Here is a 17460-nt window from a genome sequence, read left to right on the forward strand (position 1 = left end):
GAAGGGTGAATCCTGGCTGGTTATGGACTCACGGTGTGGCCAAAGCCTGGGCTCCCACCATGGCAATATCTTCGTCCTGTTGCGGGGTTTCGCCGCTCACCCCGATTGCCCCGATCACCTGGTGGTCGACAATGATGGGGACTCCGCCTTGAAGCGCGGTCACGCCTGGAAGGCCAAGGGCGGCGACCCTTCCGTTCCGAATTTGATCTTCAAACACCTTACTGGGTCGCCGGAAAATGGCAGCGGTCCTGGCCTTGCCGATGCCCACGTCCACACTGGCCACCTGGGTATCGTCCAGGCGTTCCAACAGAAGAAGGTAACCGCCTTCATCAACCACGGCGATGACCACTCGCGCTCCCTTTGTCCGGGCATCGGCTTCCGCAGCAGCCGCCACTTTTTTGGCGGCCTGCAACGACAGCGCTTTTTTCTCAAGCAATTGCGCGTGTACGGTTGTGGTAATCAATGCCATGCCAATTCCAATCAGTAATGCTTTTGAGGGTGTCATCGGTATGATCTCCTTAGTCAATTAAAACCCCTCAGCCAGGATGGAAGAAGTCGTCGTTGCCCATCGCCATGGGTTGGGAAAAGGAGGCCTCGCCCAGGAGCGCTTCGGCGTAAGAACACCAGATCTGCACCTTGACAATGTCCTTGATGTAGGATGGAACGGCAATGGATTTGTTTTGCTTGTCACCTTTGATGACCAGGCGATTCAACAAATGGGTGTTGCCCTGAGAATCAACCACTTGCCAATGCGGGGCAGGCGTATCGGGAATTTTGAAATCTTCCGACCAGGTCAGCTTGTTGGTCTTGCCTTCCTTGGACAAGGTGGCAGTGCCCTTATTGGCCTTGACTCCTTCAAATTTGTTGGTGGAGACCGTCATGGCCGAAAACCCTTGCGAGGCACTGACAAGAAAAAGTCCGAGTACCGACAAGGCAATGGCACGACGAATGGAAAACCGATTGGGAAATCTGTTCATGGAAGGCCCTCCTCTATGGGTTGGTGAATGAAAGATGAATCGTCTTTTGGAAGCATTCATCTCATGTGTCGCCCCTTAGTCTGAATTGGCTATCTTCCGTTTCACCCCATCATGTACACGCCATCTTTTCGACCATTCATCCCGGTGCGGTGATTGATGAGGAGGTCGGAAAATATCTGGTTCTTGTGCGCGAGTCACAGAAACATGGCCATTGCCGTGCACAAATTAACCGGTCGATACAGGCAAGCCGTGCGTTTTTGGAAATGGGCCACTGTTTGGGCGAACTATTCGCCCTTCGGGATGGTGATCAACGGTGTGTTGGTGTTGGACACATCGGTGACGGTCATTTGAAAGAGGTTGGTCAACACACTAAAGGCTTCCTGGTTCCAACTGTACACCATGCCTTGAGTGATCGGGACACGCTGAAGGGAATAATAGCGTCCTTCCAAATCCACAAAGAAATCGGCATTGGTCGGGGCTTCCTCCGTTTCGGTAATTTCCAAGGTGCGAGCCGGATTTCGTCCGACCGGACCAGTTCGAGGGTCAGGATCCACCGAAAACTCGGGTTCCTCCGCGATCCCTCTCGCTAGAAATCCTACTATGGCATTGAAGCTCCGCAGAAGAATCTTGCCTTGAAAAGGATAGTCGCCCCCCGGAAAACCTGGTTTGATATCCACAAAGATCCAGTCGCGCGGGTCCAGCTCAATGGTCTCATTCAAGCGGCGTCGGTCTTCCCCGCTCAGATCCCTGGGGTTGTAATTGGTGATCACGAGGCGTGCGCGAATTTTCCGCGAGAGCACGGATTCTCCTGACCCGGGAGAAGAGGCCCAGCGGTAGCCTTTGTCCAAGGCTGCCACGACCTCTACCGGCGTCATGGCCCGATCCAGGGATACCGGATAGTCTTCTTCATACATTAACGGTTGAATAAAAATGTGTCCGGATTGGTTGAGCGCAGCCATGTGAAGAAGCCGTTGGCGGAATTCCCGGTATCCGTCTGGCTGGGAGGGATTGTTTAACAGGATGGAGGAGTGCCCGCTTTGTTCAACCAGCATTCCGCGGGCCATCAACCGGAGAAGCATATTGATGTCCAAACCTTGATGGACCAGAAACTCGAATTGAGATTCATCCAGCGGTCGGAGTATGCGTTTGGTAAATTCTTCACCGGAAATCGGGATGATGGTGACCGTGGGATTTTCAGCCACGCTGGTACTGAATCCCACCTCCACGGGAGCGTCTTCGGGAGATAGTCCTATTCGCCCAAGGATTCCGGTTTCGACTCGAAAATCAAAGGTGGCCGCGACGCTGGACACGGTTGTGAAATGAATCGGGTGGTACTGACGCGCGCGGGCGATGTTGAGCAGAAGCAGTTCGGCTTCTACCCGGTTCACGGTCCGGTCGTATTCCAACACGGCCTTATGAAGCGCAATCGGGGATAAACACCCCGATAGACTGATGCAGCAGGCACAGATTGTGACCAACGAGCAAGAGCGATTCATGGCCGGGATTGGGTGAGCTTTCTTCAGGCGAAGCGGGCCTGGTCAATTTTTTGTCTACTGTCCTCTTTGTGCATGCGCTCATCGAAACCAATTTGGCGGAGAACATCGCCCACGGTGTTGAAGTTTCCATATTCTTCTTTAAAACAGCTGTGAAACGGTTCCTGATCGAATTCCGGATGTTCCTGCACAAACTTCATGTACTCCCGTTCGGCATGGTCTTCAAATTCCATATTGAGTCGATAGCTCAGTGAGGGTTGGATGACATACAGCAGCCAACTGATGTGGTAATACAGGAAGGCGATGACTTGCGGGATGAAACGGTCTCGAAAAAATCCTTCATGGATTCCCTGGCGGTGGGTCCATTCCTCCAGAATAAGCAAGTGCCATTGTTCATTATCCTGCTGGTGGCGACTCTCCCGAATGCGGTCGAATATTCGGCTGGCAAAATCCGCCTGGTGAGCGGAATGTGTCATCGCAATGTAGGCTACATGTTCCCAGGCTTGATAGGGAACTCTGGCGATCAATTCCAAAATTTTGAATTTATTCCACGTCCGAGGGCGGCCATACAACAGGTCCATACTCACAAACAGAAATTTGGCGAGAATTCCGTATGGGATTGGAGGAGCAGTCAAGGTATTGAGTTGTTCTTTTCGTAATTGGTCAGCGGATAACAGTGGCATACGATGATCCCTTGGGTTGAGTGGAGAGATGTATCGAGATCTCCTTGGTCCGCCCATTAGTATGAAAACCCCGTGGTTGTATTACAGACCGGATTTCACGGCGAGGGGATGGAGAGGAAAAGGGCGGATGACCGGGATTGACACCTTTGGTCATTGAAAAAAGTAAAATGAAGGGCTATTCCTTTTCTTTTAAGAGTTAGGGGATAATAGTCCGGTTGAAAGTGTAAAGGAGGAAATCGTTTTCCCCTGTATTTCTTTATCCATTCATTTTTCGCCATTTGTTTTCATCTAAAGGAGGGTGCTATGGCCAATGCACTCACCACCTCTACTGCTCCTTCTTCTGACCCTATTCCTTCCGCCGATGATCACACTCTTCGAACGATCGTTCAGGGAGTGGAGACGCAAACCGGGGAACGATTTTTCGAATCTCTCGTGGAACAGTTGGCGAAATCGTTAGGGGTACGATATGCCTACCTGTCCGAATTGCGCCTTGCCGACGGATGTTTTCAGTCCAAGGCTGGGTGGTCCCCCAACGGCTTTCTTCCCCAATTTCCGGTTCCATTGGGAGGGCCGTGTGAGGCCGTCCTCCATCGCCAGGTGATTCACCACGAAGCAGATGTGGCTGAAACGTATCCCACCGTTCAAGTCATCAAGGACTGGGGGGTCGTCAGTTATTGCGGGGTTCCCCTTATTGATTCCTCCGGAAATGTGGCCGGTCATCTGGCGGTGCTAGACGATAAACCAATGCCCAATGGGGAGTATACCGCTTCCATTATGCGTATTTTCGCCGCTCGGGCGCTGGCGGAAATTGAACGGGTTCAGTTGGACCAAGCCCTCAGGAAAAGTGATTTAATCCTGCGTCTCGTCGATGAGGGAACCGCGGCAACCTCCGGCGGGGAATTTTTCCAGGCACTGACTCGAAACCTGGCAAAGGCGTTGGGTGTCCGGTACACCTTTGTAGGAGAACTCACCGAGGATAAAAGCCGGGTGAGAACCTTGGCTTTTTGGGAGGGTGAGGCCTTTATGGAAAACTTTGAATATGATTTGACGGGGACTCCTTGTGAAAAAGTTATTCGGGGTGAAATTTGTCATTTCGACAAGGGGGTACAAACCCTCTTTCCCGGAGATCAAGCGCTGGTGCAATTACAGGCCGAGGGGTATCTGGCCATTCCCCTCGTGGCTCAGGATGGAACCGTGCTGGGTCATTTGGCGGCTCTGGATGTCAAACCGATGTCAGCCAGTCCGCAGGACTACTCTATTTTTAAAATTTTTGGGGCTCGAGCAGCGACTGAATTATCACGTCTGCGTTTGGAAGAAAGTGTTCATCAGGGGGAAGTAATTCTGAGAAAGATTGTGGAAGGAACGGCTTCGACCATCGGAGACCAGTTCTTTCAATCCTTAGTCCAGAATTTGGCCAGTGCCTTGAACGTGCGTTTTGCCTTCGTCTCAGAAATGTTGCCCGACAACATTAAAGTACGAACTCTGGCCTTTTGGACCGGTGAGGGATTTCTGCCCAATTTTGAATATGATCTGGAGCATAGCCCCTGCAAGCAGGTCCTGGCCGGGGAGATCTGTCATTATCCCGAGCATGTGCAGCAACTGTTTCCTCACGAGGAGGGGTTGGTCGAACTGGGAGCAGAAAGTTATTTGGCCATTCCCTTACTCAATCAGTCTGGTGTCGTACTTGGGCATTTAGCGGCCTTGGACGTGCGTCCCATGCCGATGGATGCCCGCTTGCTCCCCCTCTTTCGAATTTTCGGTGCGCGGGCAGGTGCGGAACTGGAGCGCCAAAAGATTCATGCCCGCCTTGCGGAAAACGAGGAGCGCCTTCGCGACTTGTTTGACGAGGCGCCGATTGCCTATGTGCATGAAGGACTGGATACCCGGTTTATTCGTGCCAACCGGGCGGCGATGAGAAGTCTGGGCATCAAGCCGGAAGACGTCCCCCATACATACGGAAAATCTTTCATCCCCGACACACCTGAGGCCCAGCGCCGTTTGCATGAGGCGTTTGCGTCCGTCGGGGACGGCACCGAATCCAGCGGAGTCATTCTCGAATTGGCCCGAAAGGACAATGGCAAGCCACTGTGGATTCAGTGGTGGTCAAAGCCGGATCCCAGCGGGACCTACACCCGCACAATGTTCCTGGATATTACGGATCGTATACTGATGGAACAGGAGAAAGCCCGGCTTGAAGCTCAGAATACCTATCTCCGGGAGGAAATCCAGAGCGTCCACAATTTTGAGGAGTTGATCGGGGAGTCACAGGCCCTCAAGGCCGTCTTACGAAATGTGGAGCGTGTGGCGCCCACCGATTCGACGGTTCTGATTACCGGAGAAACGGGAACCGGCAAGGAACTGATGGCGCGGGCCATTCACAACCTGAGTCCTCGGAAGTCCAAGCCGCTGGTCAAGGTAAATTGTGCCGCCATTCCTGCCGGCTTGATCGAAAGCGAACTGTTCGGGCATGAGAAGGGGGCCTTTACCGGAGCCTTAAGCCGAAAGATTGGCCGGTTTGAATTAGCCGATGGGGGCACCATCTTTCTGGATGAAATCGGGGAAATTCCCCTGGATGTGCAATCCAAACTGTTGCGGGTCCTTCAAGAAGGGGAATTCGAGCGGGTGGGTGGGACAAAAACCAATCAGGTCCATGTCCGCGTGATTGCCGCGACCAATCGAGATTTAGCTCAGGAAACCCGGGCAGGGAGATTTCGTCCGGACTTGTTTTACCGGTTGAATGTGTTTCCCCTTGCCCTTCCCTCTCTTCGAGATCGGAAAGACGATATTTCCCTGTTAGCCGAATACTTTGTGCAAAAGTATGCCTCCCGCATGGGAAAAAAAATTGTCAGTATCCCCGCCGCCTTCCATAAGACGCTCGTCCAATACCCATGGCCGGGGAATATTCGGGAGTTGGAGCATGTCATCGAGAGGGCCGTGATTCTCACGGAAGGAGAGAGCCTGCAATCCATCACGATTGGTTACCAACCTGTGGGAGGAATTGCGGAAGATGGGGGGGTATTGACCTTGGAGGAGTGTGAGCGTCGGCACATCGAACAGGTGCTGGAGCAAGTTGCCTGGAAGATCAGCGGATCGGGGGGTGCAGCGGAGCTTTTGGGACTTCGGCCTACGACGTTGGAAGCTCGAATGAAAAAACTGGGACTGACAAGGAAGAAATAGGAATTTTTCCCAATATGTTGTGAGGCTCCCAATATATTGGGAATGGGAAAGGCAAGAAATCAGCAAAGAGTTTAACCGATAAATTAATAAAATTTCTTTAAAGCTGGCCACTTAGTTCATATTTAAGTGGCCGGCTTTTTTTTGGCCTGGAGGTTGCTGTAGAGCATTGATCATGAGGACGTTAAACCAAATCGAAAAAAAGGATGTACAGATGATTCGAATTACCCTGATGGATACCACAGTAGGAACCACCACGGTGAAAGTTGAAGGACGAATCGTTTCAGATTGGGTCAGTGTGGTGGAAACCGAATGCCAAAACCTTCTTACGCAAGGAAAGACCGTTTCCCTGGATTTATCCGAAGTCGCCTTTGTCGGAGCCGAGGGGATCAACATGATTCGACGGATGCTTGACAGGGGCTGTGTCTTATCGAGCTGTCCACTATTTATTCACCATGTCTTATGTACCCAAACTTAAACATTGAGGAGACTGTCATGAATACTGCCATGGTTGATTATTTCGACGTGTTATCCCTAGAACACCATTCGGGTGGTCGTTCCCGACATTCAAAAATTGCTGTCCTGGATGGCGGGCAATTGGATGCCTCAGAAACCCTGACGGACGCAAAGGCCGGAAGCGCTGAGGCTATTCTGGTAGAGGCCATCAGGCGGGGAGAGGAACATGCCTTCTCTGAACTCGTCGAGCGGTTTCATTCACCTTTGCTCCGCGTGGCCATGACGTTTGTTCATTGCGAGGCCGTTGCTGAAGAAGTGGTCCAAGATACGTGGCTGGCAGTTCTTGAAGGCATTCACCGGTTTGAAGGACGCTCATCGCTGAAAACCTGGATATTCCGAATTCTCATCAACCGGGCTAAAACCCAGGGAGTGAGGGAAAGTCGATACGTAGAGTTTCCGGTAAAAATGATTGGGAGCGAACAAAAAGGGGTGGAGGTTTGTGAAGATTTCTTCGCCCTTGGGGCAGAAGGGTGGCCTGCGCCTTGTCTAAATATGATCTCATCTCAGTCGGACGTTCCAGCAGATCAACAGATCATGAACAAGGAACTGGTGCAGCGGATTGCCGGAGCGATCCACATGCTTCCGGCCATGCAACGAAAGGTCATTCTGCTCCGGGACGTTGAAGGCTTTGAATCGGAGGAGGTCTGCCGGATGTTGGGATTGTCCGATACCAATCAGCGGGTGTTATTACACCGTGCGCGAACCAAAGTTCGCCAAGCCTTGGGACCATATCTGGAGCCGCAGGAACCGGAACCTCTTCATCCATGGCCGCTCAAACAATGTGCTTGATCGATGTACGGGTAAGGTTCAATGGATTGGAAGCCGATTGACTCACGCCGCGAATTTGAGTTTTGGATTGTATCGAATGTTTTGTCAGGTCATGAAGGCCAGTATAGGGCGAACTGACCGGCAGAGGGGACATCAAAAAATTGGAAAGAAAACCCACCGGTTAGCGGGCTGCAACTTCAACCAGGGTCTCGTAATAAATTCGGATTCCGGTCTCGAATTGATCGACAGGGATTCGCTCAGCGTCACCATGGATGGAAGTGGCGAGTTCGGTGCTGAGTACCAAAGGAAGGATGCCATAGCATTTGGCCCCGCGCAGACGAAACATCCTCGAATCGGTTCCGTACGGAATAATCATCGGTACGATGGTCGCGTCGGGATGGTGCCGTGTGATGGCGCTGGACAGCGCACGAAACATCCCGGTGTCATGCGGCGTGACGACCGATTGGGTTGCGGGATGAATGACTTCAACCTCGATCTCATTGCCGAGTCGGGACTTCACCTCCGCCAGAAAGGCTTCGGCATCCATGCCAGGCAGCAAACGAGCATCGAGAGTCGCGACGGCCAGCGAGGGAATCACATTCGCCTTGGGGGGATCGCCCACACCGGACCGAAGCGAAGTAAGCGAGACCGTCGTTTGCCGGAGGGCGTTCGTGAACTGGTTTGGCTCAAGCTTGCCGAGCTTGGTTACGAGTGCGTCAAGGACAGGATTGGGAACCGTCGGAAACGGCTTACTGAAGAGCCGATTGAGCGCATGCATCAACTTGTCATTCGGATTGTGATCATGCGGTTGTGAGCCATGTCCGGCAATACCTTGGGCCGTCACACGGAGCCAGAGCGCCCGCTTCTCCGCCACGGAAATGCCGAAGACCAACTTCCCGTTCACCAAAATCTGGCGACTGCCGAATCCCCCCTCATCCAGAACATACTCGGGATCGAGTTCGGCGTAGTGGTGGTCGAGCAGATAGCGGGTCCCCATCGTCCCACCGATCTCTTCGTCGTTCACCGCCATCAAAATAATATCGCGGTCGATAGGAATCTTATGCCGCGCCAGGGTCAGAAAGGCGTAGAGTTGCAGCACACCGGTGCCTTTCATGTCGATCGCGCCCCGACCCCAGATATGGCCGTCTTTGAGTTCGCCGCTAAAAGGATCGACGCCATTCCAGCGGCTCGCATCGGCAGGCACCACATCCATATGGTGGAGCAGCAGAATAGGCTTGGCCTTGCCCGTGCCCTTGAGACGGGCGTAAAGATTGATCTTTCCCGGTGCGGCCAGATACCGCGTGACGGTGATCCCCTCTTTCTCAAGAATCTTCTGAAGAAAGTCGGCAGCCTCGGTGACATCACCCGGCGGGTTAGTCGTGTTGAACCGAAGATAGTGCTGCAAGGTATTCACGGCCTCGCCGACGGTCGTCTTCCAGTCAACATCCTGTCCCATTGACGGCGTGGCGGGCAGCAGCAGGAACAACAGGCAAAGAGTTCTCAGGCACAACAGTTTCATTATGTTTAATCCTGGAAGTTTACGTTCATGACTTGCATGCCCAGAAGTGTATACCATCGGGGACGACCAAAGGATACGCTTTTTAATTAGCACCTCAAAAACTCTGAAAGATTTGCTCACCTTCGGCCCGGATTAAGCCGAAAAACTAATTGGAAAAGCTACGAGTGAGGCGTCGCCGAAGAACTCCTCCGTTTACAAAGTTTGAGCCCCCTTTCGGCCAAAAGCCGACCTTAGAGTACTAAGCGTATCGGGGTAAAAATGTGCGTTGAGCTGCCTATCTAGACTATTTCATAATCTCAATTTACATCAGATTAATTTGCAACGGGATTGTGCAACCTAAAACCTGTTGTTTCAATTGGAAGCCAAATTTGTTTGCAGAAAGGTTCATTTTTGCAACCCATTCATTTCACAGTAACCCGCCTTGGTGGCACTACACATTATCAATTGGTAATCACGAGCATTGTTCAAACTCCTTAGGTCCACTATACTGTGGATTATGTATTTTCGAAAATATCTTCATAATGGGCTGTTCATCATTTGGCTTGCGCTCCTACTCTGTGTATGGACCACCGCCGATCTGGTGGTCGACCTTGTGTTTGAAGAACAGGAGGTGACAACTAACACCCATGAGACTGGAGAGGACCCGGACGGTGCGGCTGAACATCTCCTCATGCCGTCGGAACGTGCAGGCGTTGTAGCCCAGAATACTGACGCAGCACCTCAGCCGCCAGACCTCCAGGTTTTTTTCGTCGCGGTCCCTGTGTTGGGATTAACGGCTCCGAGAGCCCATCCTCCGCCTCATCCCCCTCCACGTGACAGGCCCGTTTCTTTTTCAATTCCTCTTCGCATTTAAACTCATCCAGTACCTCCAAGTTCTCGCTCGTCCAATTGGTCGATGCGCTCAACTTTGTTTTCTTAAGGAGGTCTAAGATGAGACATCTCTACGTCCGTTTCAAAAGTTTACCAAGCCTTGTTCAGTGGTTCTTAGCCTCGTGTTCCGTGCTGGCGTTCAATGGTGTGGCACTGAATCATTGCGCTCTGGCTGCAACCGACAGAGTCGAGGACGAACTTTTCCGGATCGATGAGGTGGCCATTGAAGGAATCATTCATACCAAACCAGAAGTGATTATCCGGTTGCTCTCTCGGCCCATACCCGGCGAGTTTTCCCGAGCCGAGATTGAAGAGTTTGAGCGACGGGTGCGGAATCTCAGCCTCTTTGATCTAGTACGAGTAACACACGAGGGTCAAATTGTGCGGGTTGAGGTTCACGAAAAGATTACCCTTTCCCCAATCCTGGCCTTCACCAGCGGGAGCGACCTAAAAGATTTGACGGCCACGGTCGGGTTGGTGGAATACAACTTGTGGGGCACAGCCACGCAACTCGGGGGGCAGTTCCAATACAGTCAACGGGGCCCCAACATCGACGTATGGCTTTCGCAACATCCCTTCGAACCCGATCGGTGGGCCCAAGAGGTCAAAGGTTCCTACCGAGCGAACGAAATCCGGTTTTCGGAATCGGATGCCAAATGGACCCGCAACCGCATCGGGGGTGAGTTTGAACTCATAGGGCCCTACCGATATAGCTCACCCTTACGGTATGAAGTGGTCACGAAATTTTACCGCGAAGTGATCAAAGACGAAAAAAGAGTATCAGAAAAATCCCCAGACGGGAATTTTATTGGGGTGATCCCCGAGCTGATCTGGGACCAGTATCATTGGAATGATCTGATGCCAAAGGGATACCGACTTATTCTCGAGCTTCAGCTTGGATATTTTTTCGGGGGAAACGAACCACGTCATGAAGCGATATTACACTATCTACAGGGAATTCCGATGGGTACCCGTACCGTCTTGATGATCAATGGTGTGGCGGAAGCGGTCAACAACAGTAAAAATCCCAATCACAGCCTATTAATCGGAAGCATTGCCGGCGTTCGGGGGCTTGATGACAATCTCTTTCGCAACCGGGCTCAGGCCTACACCAACCTGGAACTCCGGCATGCCATTCCCCTGGCACCCCGCTGGGCGTTACAAGGCGTCCTGTTCTCGGATTTCGGTACCTTTCAGTCGTTTACCGACGAGGGGAAACTTCGCGATTGGCAAAAAGCTGTGAACGTGGGATCGGGGATACGCGTCGTGCCAACATTTCTTGCCAATACGCTCTTGCGAGTCGATGTAGCCCATCTTTTCTTGCCAAGAGCGAATTGGCTGGTTCAATTCGGCATCACCCAATATTTCTGATATTTTTGGGGGCTCTTACACAGGAAGGTTGTACCCACTCCTTTAGGCGTCCGAGTTCCGGTATGACGCGCATTTTTGCGAAAGGTACACCAAGGGGTGGCTAGGATCTCCTATTGGAAAGTCATGTGAGTCGCAGAACTCTCACTACTCCCAACTGAACCTCTTAATGTAACCCAGTTAAAAAGGAAGATTTGGGAACGGTCAATTGACTATCTGGAGGTGTCCTCCCAACAATAGGCAATTCGCGTTGAAAATTCTTTCCATTCTTTTTGATTAAGGAACTCACTATGTTGCAAAAAATTCAAAAGAGACGCCAAGCACTAATCGCAAATCATTCATCATATTCATTTTTCCAACACCGTCACTTCAGGCGGCACAAGGGTTTTTTGTTGGCTTTGATCTTGGGGGCCGGCCTGGTTTTTCATACTTTTTTGTTACCTATCCCGGCTTTTTCTCAATCGGAAGAGAATTACCCTGAGGGTGATCAGGAATATTTTAAAGCCCTTTTAGAACTCGAAAAAGACGAGGAGTATAAAAAGTTTCTGATGGATAGTGTTTCGTACGCGGGTGGGAAGAAAGTGGAGTATATGGATTTTAAAGGTGTAAGACCTACGGTCGATGGAGAAGGAGCCGCACAGGCTGATACGGGGACGGATGCCGCTCATGTCAGAAAACACACATATGAAGCCATGCGTAACATGGATTGGTTCAGGAAAAACAATTATCAAAATTTCATCCGAAACGTGGGTCAGAATATTTACCCGTTAATCATTGCGAGTGACTATGAACCGGGAAAAGAGGGGGTGGGCAGTACCTATTACCTGTATAGAAGAGACCGTCCCGTCGAGTCGGTCACGCCGACTTCCGTTAGGTATGAGATGGAAAAGATCCTTGCGCACATCCCAATGGGAGTCTTTATCTTGATTTCTCCCTATTTTGACAATGTGGCCAATAGACCCGAGGGATGGGAAGAACCTTTGATTGAATATAAAAAACATGTTGAAAACATCAAAGAACATTTAGGCAAAAGTGATATTGGTCAAGCTACCTCGATGAGAGCCATGAAGATGTTAGACATGGTGAACAATTATTTGCAGAACTGTATCGAAAGTGGTTCCGGTGATGAACAGTCTTATCGTGCATTTGCTCATAACAACATCCCTTATGTTGCGGAGGCCATGAAAGCCGCCGTGGAATTGCAGGTACAAGCGGGGTTAAGCGCCATGAGCCAATGGAAAAAAGAGTTAGGCCCGAAAGAGTGGGACAAACTCCATGTGTTAATTCCCGTTGTGTGGCCCGTGGCCGTCGGCAATCCACGACGGCAGATTTTTGAACATCTCATGACTCCTGAGCGGGCTAAAACCAACATCTTTGAGGTTCATGCAAGTTCGCACGATGAGGCCCGAACGACCTTAGGCAGAATAAAAGGTGATTCGGTGATGGCCAACCTCACCTTTGACAAGAATACCCGCTTTGGTATGGACAGTTACTTGCGTTTATCCTCACCCACAGATCTCGTTCAGGGGGCCACTAAAGAAGAATTAAAGAAGTACCCTAAAACACAAGAAACTATTCTCCCTCTGAAAACACCCCACAGCAATTAGGAGAAGAGGTTTCGTTCAAATCACGATTTCTGGTCAGGGATTCGGGGTCAGATTCCGGGGCAAGTCGTGCAATACGATAATTTCATTTTGAAGGCCCCCACAACTGGTCATGTACTTTTGGAGGCCAATAATGAAAACAGCCGCCAGGAAGACAGTCCCTGGCGGCTGGTACTCTTTGATTGGCTGAGAGATGTATTACCCGGCAATCCAATGCCAGAATTCGACGTACCAGGGGGTGCCGACGTCTTCCACGATCTCCTGGACCACAAACAGCATTCGGTGCCCCTCTGAATCACCAACGTCCATCCGTCTGGCCTGCCCTTCGCTAGCCACCAGGATGAAATTGCCTCTGGAAATAGTGGGAGCCACATCGCATACATTTAATGGTTGGTTGTTTGTTGCGGGATCTTCGGGAAGTTGTGTAAGCAACCAAATTGTTTCGCTTGATTTGTGGTTATGGGCTGAAGCTTGTCTATTTACACAATTCCAATCCCGTCGGCTTCTTTATAGTACCGACGGGTCTAACAGGATAGGCCATGGTGGATGCCATCTGATGAATCGGGTCCACCCCCAAACGCAGTTCTTCCATCAATGTGGAGCAAGACGGGCAAGGCCAGTGATAGACATCAAAGGGTATCCGGGCATCCCGGATGGATTGAATGAGTGCAGCATGAAGGATGGGTTCGCCGCACACGCATGTCATATGAGCCTCCCTTTTTGGAAAATAGTTATATGAGGGGAATTCAGGCTGTTGTTTGAAAAGACGGGGCCTTTTTCGCAGGGGTCTCATGGTATCCGCAATGGAAGATGCACCGTTTTGAATTGTGATGATGGAGTTTGGCGCACCAGACACGGTGCGCCCCTGGGATATGCACATAGGCTTCTGCTGCCAGAAGCATCCCCAAGATGGGAGCTGTCAGATAAATCCAAAAACTCGTCCACAGCCAGGCCGGCAGGGCGGATGCCAGACTTCGGGCAGGATTCATGCTCATGCCCGAGAATGGAGCCTCGATGGTGATATAGGTCGCAACGAGAATGCCGGCGAAGATTCCCGTGTATCGAGAAAGCCGAGGATGATTGCTCGAAATCAATACGACCATCATCAGACCGAATGAAATGCACAATTCTGCCAAAAAGGCCAGGCCTTCACCGGTAGACCCGGGGAGTGTGGCCACATAATTGACCGATGGGTCTAATAGGGAATTCCCGGCTATCGCGGAAACAAACAGAATTCCCAACACACCTCCCAGACATTGAAACAGAATATAAAAGACCGCATCCCACGTCTGAATTTTTCCTAATCGAAAAAACGTCAGCGTGACAGATGGATTGAGGTGTGCTCCCGATTGTTTGCCCCAGGGTGAATAGATGATGAGAATGGCCGTCAGGCCCATGGCCAGTCCCATAAAGAATCGGCGAACGGTCGCGTCCGGAAGGCTTTGTCGAAAGGGAGAGGCCGGGTGCTCCAGAAAGATAGCAAAGGTTGCGGCTGCGACCATAAAGAGTCCCAGTCCTGCTGCCTCCATGAAATATTCCGGCCAATGGTGTTTCAGAGATTCGCGCATACGGGTGAAGGGACCATCTTTAGCCTGGTAGTCGAAAACTTGTAGTCGAATATGAAGTTGAGGTGTTACAACACCTTCGGTACAGTAGCGATACCCAGGGTGAGGGTCGTAGATGGAAGAATTTTTGTGAATAAGGAGAAAGAGAAACAGAGTGAGGATTTTGCACATTAAGCAAATATGGGTCGGAAGTTGTGATCCGGAGAAATGAAAGGGATGGACCATGAATAAGAAGGCAGAACGAATAGGATTTGTGGGAGTCGGACTGATGGGAGCCAATATGGCGCTGCGACTGGACGAGGTGGGGTATCAGGTGGTGTCGGTGTTCGATACCAACCTTAAAAAAGCTGAATCGGTCGCGCGGCAATTTCAGGGCGAAGTCGCGCCGACTTTGGCCCGGGTGGCAGAATTATCCGACATTGTTCTGACCGTCGTCACTGACGACAACGCGATGCGTGAAATTTTTTCTGAGAAGAATCCGGACAGTCTGCTGAATCAGGCCAAGGGCCGGTTGTTTGTGAATTGTGCCACGTTGTCTCCTCAGGTTCATCTTGAAATCGAAGAGCAAGTTGAAGCTCGTGGCGGGCAGACTCTGGAAGCTTGCATGGCCAGTAGTATTGATCAGGCACGTGCGGGGACATTGTATTTGATGTGTGGCGGAAAACAGGAGGTTTTTGAACGGGCCAAGCCTCTCTTAGAAGATCTCAGTGTCAATGTACGATACATTGGATTGGCGGGGCAGGCATCAAAGATGAAGGCCTTGGTCAATATGGTGATGAATATCAATACGGCTGGATTGGCGGAAGGCTTGGGCCTTGGCGCGGCATTGGGATTGGATTTGGGAATGGTACGTGAGGTATTCAGCCAAACCGGAGCGGCATCACGGGTCTTGGAAACCGATGGAGCCGACATGCAAAATCGTGATCACGAATGCTATTTCTCTGTGGCCCATGCGGCCAAAGATTCCGGTATTGCCTATGGGTTGGCCGAATCGGTAGGACTAACCCTGCCTCTGGCAAAAACGACGTTGGAACAATATCAGCGTTTGGTGAAGCTGGGGAAAGGCGAGTTGGATAAATCCGGCATTGCGGAACTGACCTTTAAAGACCGCTGTTCGCAGTACTAGTGTCACACCCGTTTTCTCTTCTTCCCTCGGATTCATGAGGCCCTTATCATCCTGACCCATTCGGCAAAGCTCAGGGCTAGATCCATCAAAGGATCCCGGGGAGCAGTAGCATCTTCCACTTTGGCACAGATTCTTTGCCGGGGGCTCAGAATGACAAATTACTTTGAAACGACCGGAGTGAAACGAAGAGTCTGGTTGAGCCGTGGCATCGTCAACCAAAGCCCGGATCCATCGCCGTGGTCTCACGATGGAAGAATGGTCGGTTGACCGCTATTGCCGTCACACACGGTCTACCCGCTGACTGAATGATGAAAACCAATATTGGTCATTGATTCCTCCATTCAATGGTTGTAGGTCAACGGTTTGTTAGCCGAGTAGTGATTTGCCATATTCCTGGGCTTGTTGGACCAATTCCTCAACTGTTTTTATGGCTTTCCCCACATTTTTCCCTACCGTTTTTCCCGCTTGCTTCGCTGCGCTGCGCACGGTGCTTTTAGCCTTTCGAGTATTCTTGTTGACGGCTTTTGTGGCCGAGGCCACTTTCTTCGCGCCCGCCTTTTTTAATTGGCCCGCGGTTTTCTTTGCACGCGAGGAAACGTTGGCGGATCGCTTTGTGGCCGTTTTCCTGGCTTTGGAGATGGTGCTTTTTGCTTGTTTGGTTGCGGTCTTGGCCTTTTTGACTCCTGTTTTGGCCGCAGTCTTGGCTTGCTTGGCCACGGTCGCTGATTTTTTCTTTGCCGCTGACTTAACTTGAGAGGCCTTCTTGGATGCTTTTCTCGCCGTGCTCTTTACCGCTTTTTTTACAGCCATCGTCTGCTCCTTGTGTGTAGGTAAAGGTCATTAATTGGATAGTGATAGGTGAAATGTAACCTGGAATAAAGGAAATCACAAGTCAAAGAACCACCTGTGCATGGGTTGATGGCGATTCGTGGATGGAACATATGTGTTCGTTGAATGCTGGTTGGCATCTAAATGAATAGACTTGAACGTTCATCAATCCGGCAAACATGGAATCCTTACCCTTCTTTTCTCTTCAAAGGCAGGGGAGAGGGCGTATAATAGAATGAGGGGTGAAAAAGGGATCTATGAAAATTAGGATATGGAGTGTTCATCTGGTGGTTCTGTTGGTTGGCCTGAGTGGGTGCGCGACATTTTCCTCCTCCCCGTTTTCTACAAATCAGGAAGCCCGGGTGACGGCTGGCGGGTCGTTTGCCAACATGGTTCAAGATCCCTCTGCGCATATCGGACAGATTCTCAAGGTGGGTGGAGTTGTGCTGTCTGCGAAACGTCTCGTAGACCGGACCGAAGTGATGGTGCTTCAGATCCCATTAGACAGCGATTCGGTTCCCAAATGGGATCGGACCAAGTCTCAAGGCCGTTTCATTGCCACTCAGCAGCCTTTTCTTGATCCGGCCACGCTTCCTGAGGGCACTCGCGTAACCATCATAGGAGAAGTCACCGGGCAAGCCTCCGTGCGAGTGGATGAAGAAGAAAAAGTCTATCCCGTTTTTGCCATTCAGGCCTTGAAGGTATGGCCGATGATTCCACGAAACACGTATGGTTATGGTCCCTATTGGGGGCCGTATCCTTACTGGGGCCGGAATTGGGGATGGTATTGGCCCTACTCTCCGTATACCTTTGGGTATGCCCGACGCAATTTTGGTGGACGCGGGAGTTGGCGGTGAACGTTTTCCGAAATGATGCAGATTGACTCTTTTGTATAAAAGGGTCAAGGTATGATTTGTCCTTATCAAAACATTGGGATCAGAAAGGAGAGTATCTGACTGCCAGGGTTTC

At 51.0% G+C, this 17460-nt stretch carries 17 protein-coding genes; 8 read left to right on the forward strand and 9 right to left on the reverse strand.

Annotated features, from left to right (window positions below):
* Positions 1-28 precede the first annotated feature (28 nt).
* From LX98_RS04115 to LX98_RS04130, 4 genes are all read right to left on the reverse strand, one after another.
* Positions 29-505 carry a heme-binding protein gene (locus LX98_RS04115; protein WP_496427686.1) on the reverse strand — a complete coding sequence of 159 codons (477 nt, stop codon included), beginning with the start codon at positions 503-505 and terminating at the stop codon, positions 29-31.
* A 31-nt stretch (positions 506-536) separates the two neighbouring features.
* Positions 537-977, reverse strand: coding sequence for a hypothetical protein (locus tag LX98_RS04120; RefSeq protein WP_496427687.1), 441 nt, complete (start codon positions 975-977; stop codon positions 537-539).
* A 284-nt stretch (positions 978-1261) separates the two neighbouring features.
* Entirely contained in the window at positions 1262-2455 is a 1194-nt protein-coding gene (locus LX98_RS04125) for a hypothetical protein (RefSeq protein ID WP_496427688.1), read from the reverse strand.
* Positions 2456-2496: 41 nt separating this feature from the next.
* On the reverse strand, positions 2497-3153 hold the full coding sequence (locus tag LX98_RS04130) for an alternative oxidase (protein WP_496427689.1): 657 nt from the start codon (positions 3151-3153) through the stop codon (positions 2497-2499).
* A gap of 303 nt (positions 3154-3456) precedes the next feature.
* Between LX98_RS04130 and LX98_RS04135 the strand changes: the two genes are divergently transcribed.
* From LX98_RS04135 to LX98_RS04145, 3 genes are all read left to right on the forward strand, one after another.
* The gene (locus tag LX98_RS04135; RefSeq protein WP_496427690.1) at positions 3457-6330 is read left to right on the forward strand and encodes a sigma 54-interacting transcriptional regulator; all 2874 of its coding nucleotides are present in this window, start codon (positions 3457-3459) and stop codon (positions 6328-6330) included.
* A gap of 211 nt (positions 6331-6541) precedes the next feature.
* Positions 6542-6805 carry a hypothetical protein gene (locus tag LX98_RS04140; protein WP_496427691.1) on the forward strand — a complete coding sequence of 88 codons (264 nt, stop codon included), beginning with the start codon at positions 6542-6544 and terminating at the stop codon, positions 6803-6805.
* Positions 6806-6822: 17 nt separating this feature from the next.
* Positions 6823-7632 carry a sigma-70 family RNA polymerase sigma factor gene (locus LX98_RS04145; RefSeq protein WP_496427692.1) on the forward strand — a complete coding sequence of 270 codons (810 nt, stop codon included), beginning with the start codon at positions 6823-6825 and terminating at the stop codon, positions 7630-7632.
* Between the two features lie 160 nt (positions 7633-7792).
* Here LX98_RS04145 and LX98_RS04150 read toward each other — a convergent pair whose 3' ends face one another.
* A complete protein-coding gene (locus LX98_RS04150; RefSeq protein WP_496427693.1) occupies positions 7793-9130 on the reverse strand; it encodes a M20/M25/M40 family metallo-hydrolase in 1338 nt (445 codons plus the stop codon).
* Between the two features lie 496 nt (positions 9131-9626).
* Here LX98_RS04150 and LX98_RS04155 point away from each other — a divergent pair, with 496 nt between their 5' ends.
* From LX98_RS04155 to LX98_RS04165, 3 genes are all read left to right on the forward strand, one after another.
* Positions 9627-9983, forward strand: a complete 357-nt coding sequence (locus LX98_RS04155; RefSeq protein ID WP_496427694.1) for a hypothetical protein — start codon at positions 9627-9629, stop codon at positions 9981-9983.
* A 77-nt stretch (positions 9984-10060) separates the two neighbouring features.
* A complete protein-coding gene (locus LX98_RS04160) occupies positions 10061-11371 on the forward strand; it encodes a BamA/TamA family outer membrane protein (protein ID WP_496427695.1) in 1311 nt (436 codons plus the stop codon).
* A 389-nt stretch (positions 11372-11760) separates the two neighbouring features.
* The gene (locus LX98_RS04165) at positions 11761-12975 is read left to right on the forward strand and encodes a hypothetical protein (protein WP_496427696.1); all 1215 of its coding nucleotides are present in this window, start codon (positions 11761-11763) and stop codon (positions 12973-12975) included.
* A 195-nt stretch (positions 12976-13170) separates the two neighbouring features.
* On the opposite strand, the gene LX98_RS04170 is transcribed toward LX98_RS04165, so the two are convergent.
* Genes LX98_RS04170 through LX98_RS04180 form a run of 3 tightly spaced genes read right to left on the reverse strand, consistent with a single transcriptional unit; the run spans position 13171 to position 14540 of the window.
* Positions 13171-13404, reverse strand: a complete 234-nt coding sequence (locus LX98_RS04170; RefSeq protein WP_496427697.1) for a hypothetical protein — start codon at positions 13402-13404, stop codon at positions 13171-13173.
* Positions 13405-13447: 43 nt separating this feature from the next.
* Entirely contained in the window at positions 13448-13678 is a 231-nt protein-coding gene (locus tag LX98_RS04175; protein WP_496427698.1) for a hypothetical protein, read from the reverse strand.
* Between the two features lie 40 nt (positions 13679-13718).
* Positions 13719-14540 carry an aquaporin gene (locus LX98_RS04180; protein ID WP_496427699.1) on the reverse strand — a complete coding sequence of 274 codons (822 nt, stop codon included), beginning with the start codon at positions 14538-14540 and terminating at the stop codon, positions 13719-13721.
* A gap of 220 nt (positions 14541-14760) precedes the next feature.
* On the opposite strand from LX98_RS04180, the gene LX98_RS04185 reads away from it, so the two are divergent.
* Complete coding sequence (locus tag LX98_RS04185; protein WP_496427700.1) at positions 14761-15663, forward strand: NAD(P)-binding domain-containing protein; 903 nt, start codon at positions 14761-14763, stop codon at positions 15661-15663.
* Between the two features lie 366 nt (positions 15664-16029).
* On the opposite strand, the gene LX98_RS04190 is transcribed toward LX98_RS04185, so the two are convergent.
* Entirely contained in the window at positions 16030-16473 is a 444-nt protein-coding gene (locus LX98_RS04190; protein WP_496427701.1) for a hypothetical protein, read from the reverse strand.
* A gap of 275 nt (positions 16474-16748) precedes the next feature.
* On the opposite strand from LX98_RS04190, the gene LX98_RS04195 reads away from it, so the two are divergent.
* On the forward strand, positions 16749-17348 hold the full coding sequence (locus tag LX98_RS04195; protein WP_496427702.1) for a Slp family lipoprotein: 600 nt from the start codon (positions 16749-16751) through the stop codon (positions 17346-17348).
* Positions 17349-17460 lie beyond the last annotated feature (112 nt).

The organism is Nitrospira marina, assembly GCF_059568365.1.

Excerpts from the sequence above, each read along its gene's own strand:
- LX98_RS04120 (WP_496427687.1), bottom strand. The coding sequence starts at position 977 with ATGAACAGATTTCCCAATCGGTTTTCCATTCGTCGTGCCATTGCCTTG.
- LX98_RS04145 (WP_496427692.1), top strand. The coding sequence starts at position 6,823 with ATGAATACTGCCATGGTTGATTATTTCGACGTGTTATCCCTAGAACAC.
- LX98_RS04195 (WP_496427702.1), top strand. The coding sequence starts at position 16,749 with ATGAAAATTAGGATATGGAGTGTTCATCTGGTGGTTCTGTTGGTTGGC.
- LX98_RS04155 (WP_496427694.1), top strand. The coding sequence starts at position 9,627 with ATGTATTTTCGAAAATATCTTCATAATGGGCTGTTCATCATTTGGCTT.
- LX98_RS04140 (WP_496427691.1), top strand. The coding sequence starts at position 6,542 with ATGATTCGAATTACCCTGATGGATACCACAGTAGGAACCACCACGGTG.
- LX98_RS04135 (WP_496427690.1), top strand. The coding sequence starts at position 3,457 with ATGGCCAATGCACTCACCACCTCTACTGCTCCTTCTTCTGACCCTATT.
- LX98_RS04190 (WP_496427701.1), bottom strand. The coding sequence starts at position 16,473 with ATGGCTGTAAAAAAAGCGGTAAAGAGCACGGCGAGAAAAGCATCCAAG.
- LX98_RS04150 (WP_496427693.1), bottom strand. The coding sequence starts at position 9,130 with ATGAAACTGTTGTGCCTGAGAACTCTTTGCCTGTTGTTCCTGCTGCTG.
- LX98_RS04160 (WP_496427695.1), top strand. The coding sequence starts at position 10,061 with ATGAGACATCTCTACGTCCGTTTCAAAAGTTTACCAAGCCTTGTTCAG.
- LX98_RS04185 (WP_496427700.1), top strand. The coding sequence starts at position 14,761 with ATGAATAAGAAGGCAGAACGAATAGGATTTGTGGGAGTCGGACTGATG.
- LX98_RS04130 (WP_496427689.1), bottom strand. The coding sequence starts at position 3,153 with ATGCCACTGTTATCCGCTGACCAATTACGAAAAGAACAACTCAATACC.
- LX98_RS04115 (WP_496427686.1), bottom strand. The coding sequence starts at position 505 with ATGACACCCTCAAAAGCATTACTGATTGGAATTGGCATGGCATTGATT.
- LX98_RS04180 (WP_496427699.1), bottom strand. The coding sequence starts at position 14,540 with ATGCGCGAATCTCTGAAACACCATTGGCCGGAATATTTCATGGAGGCA.
- LX98_RS04175 (WP_496427698.1), bottom strand. The coding sequence starts at position 13,678 with ATGACATGCGTGTGCGGCGAACCCATCCTTCATGCTGCACTCATTCAA.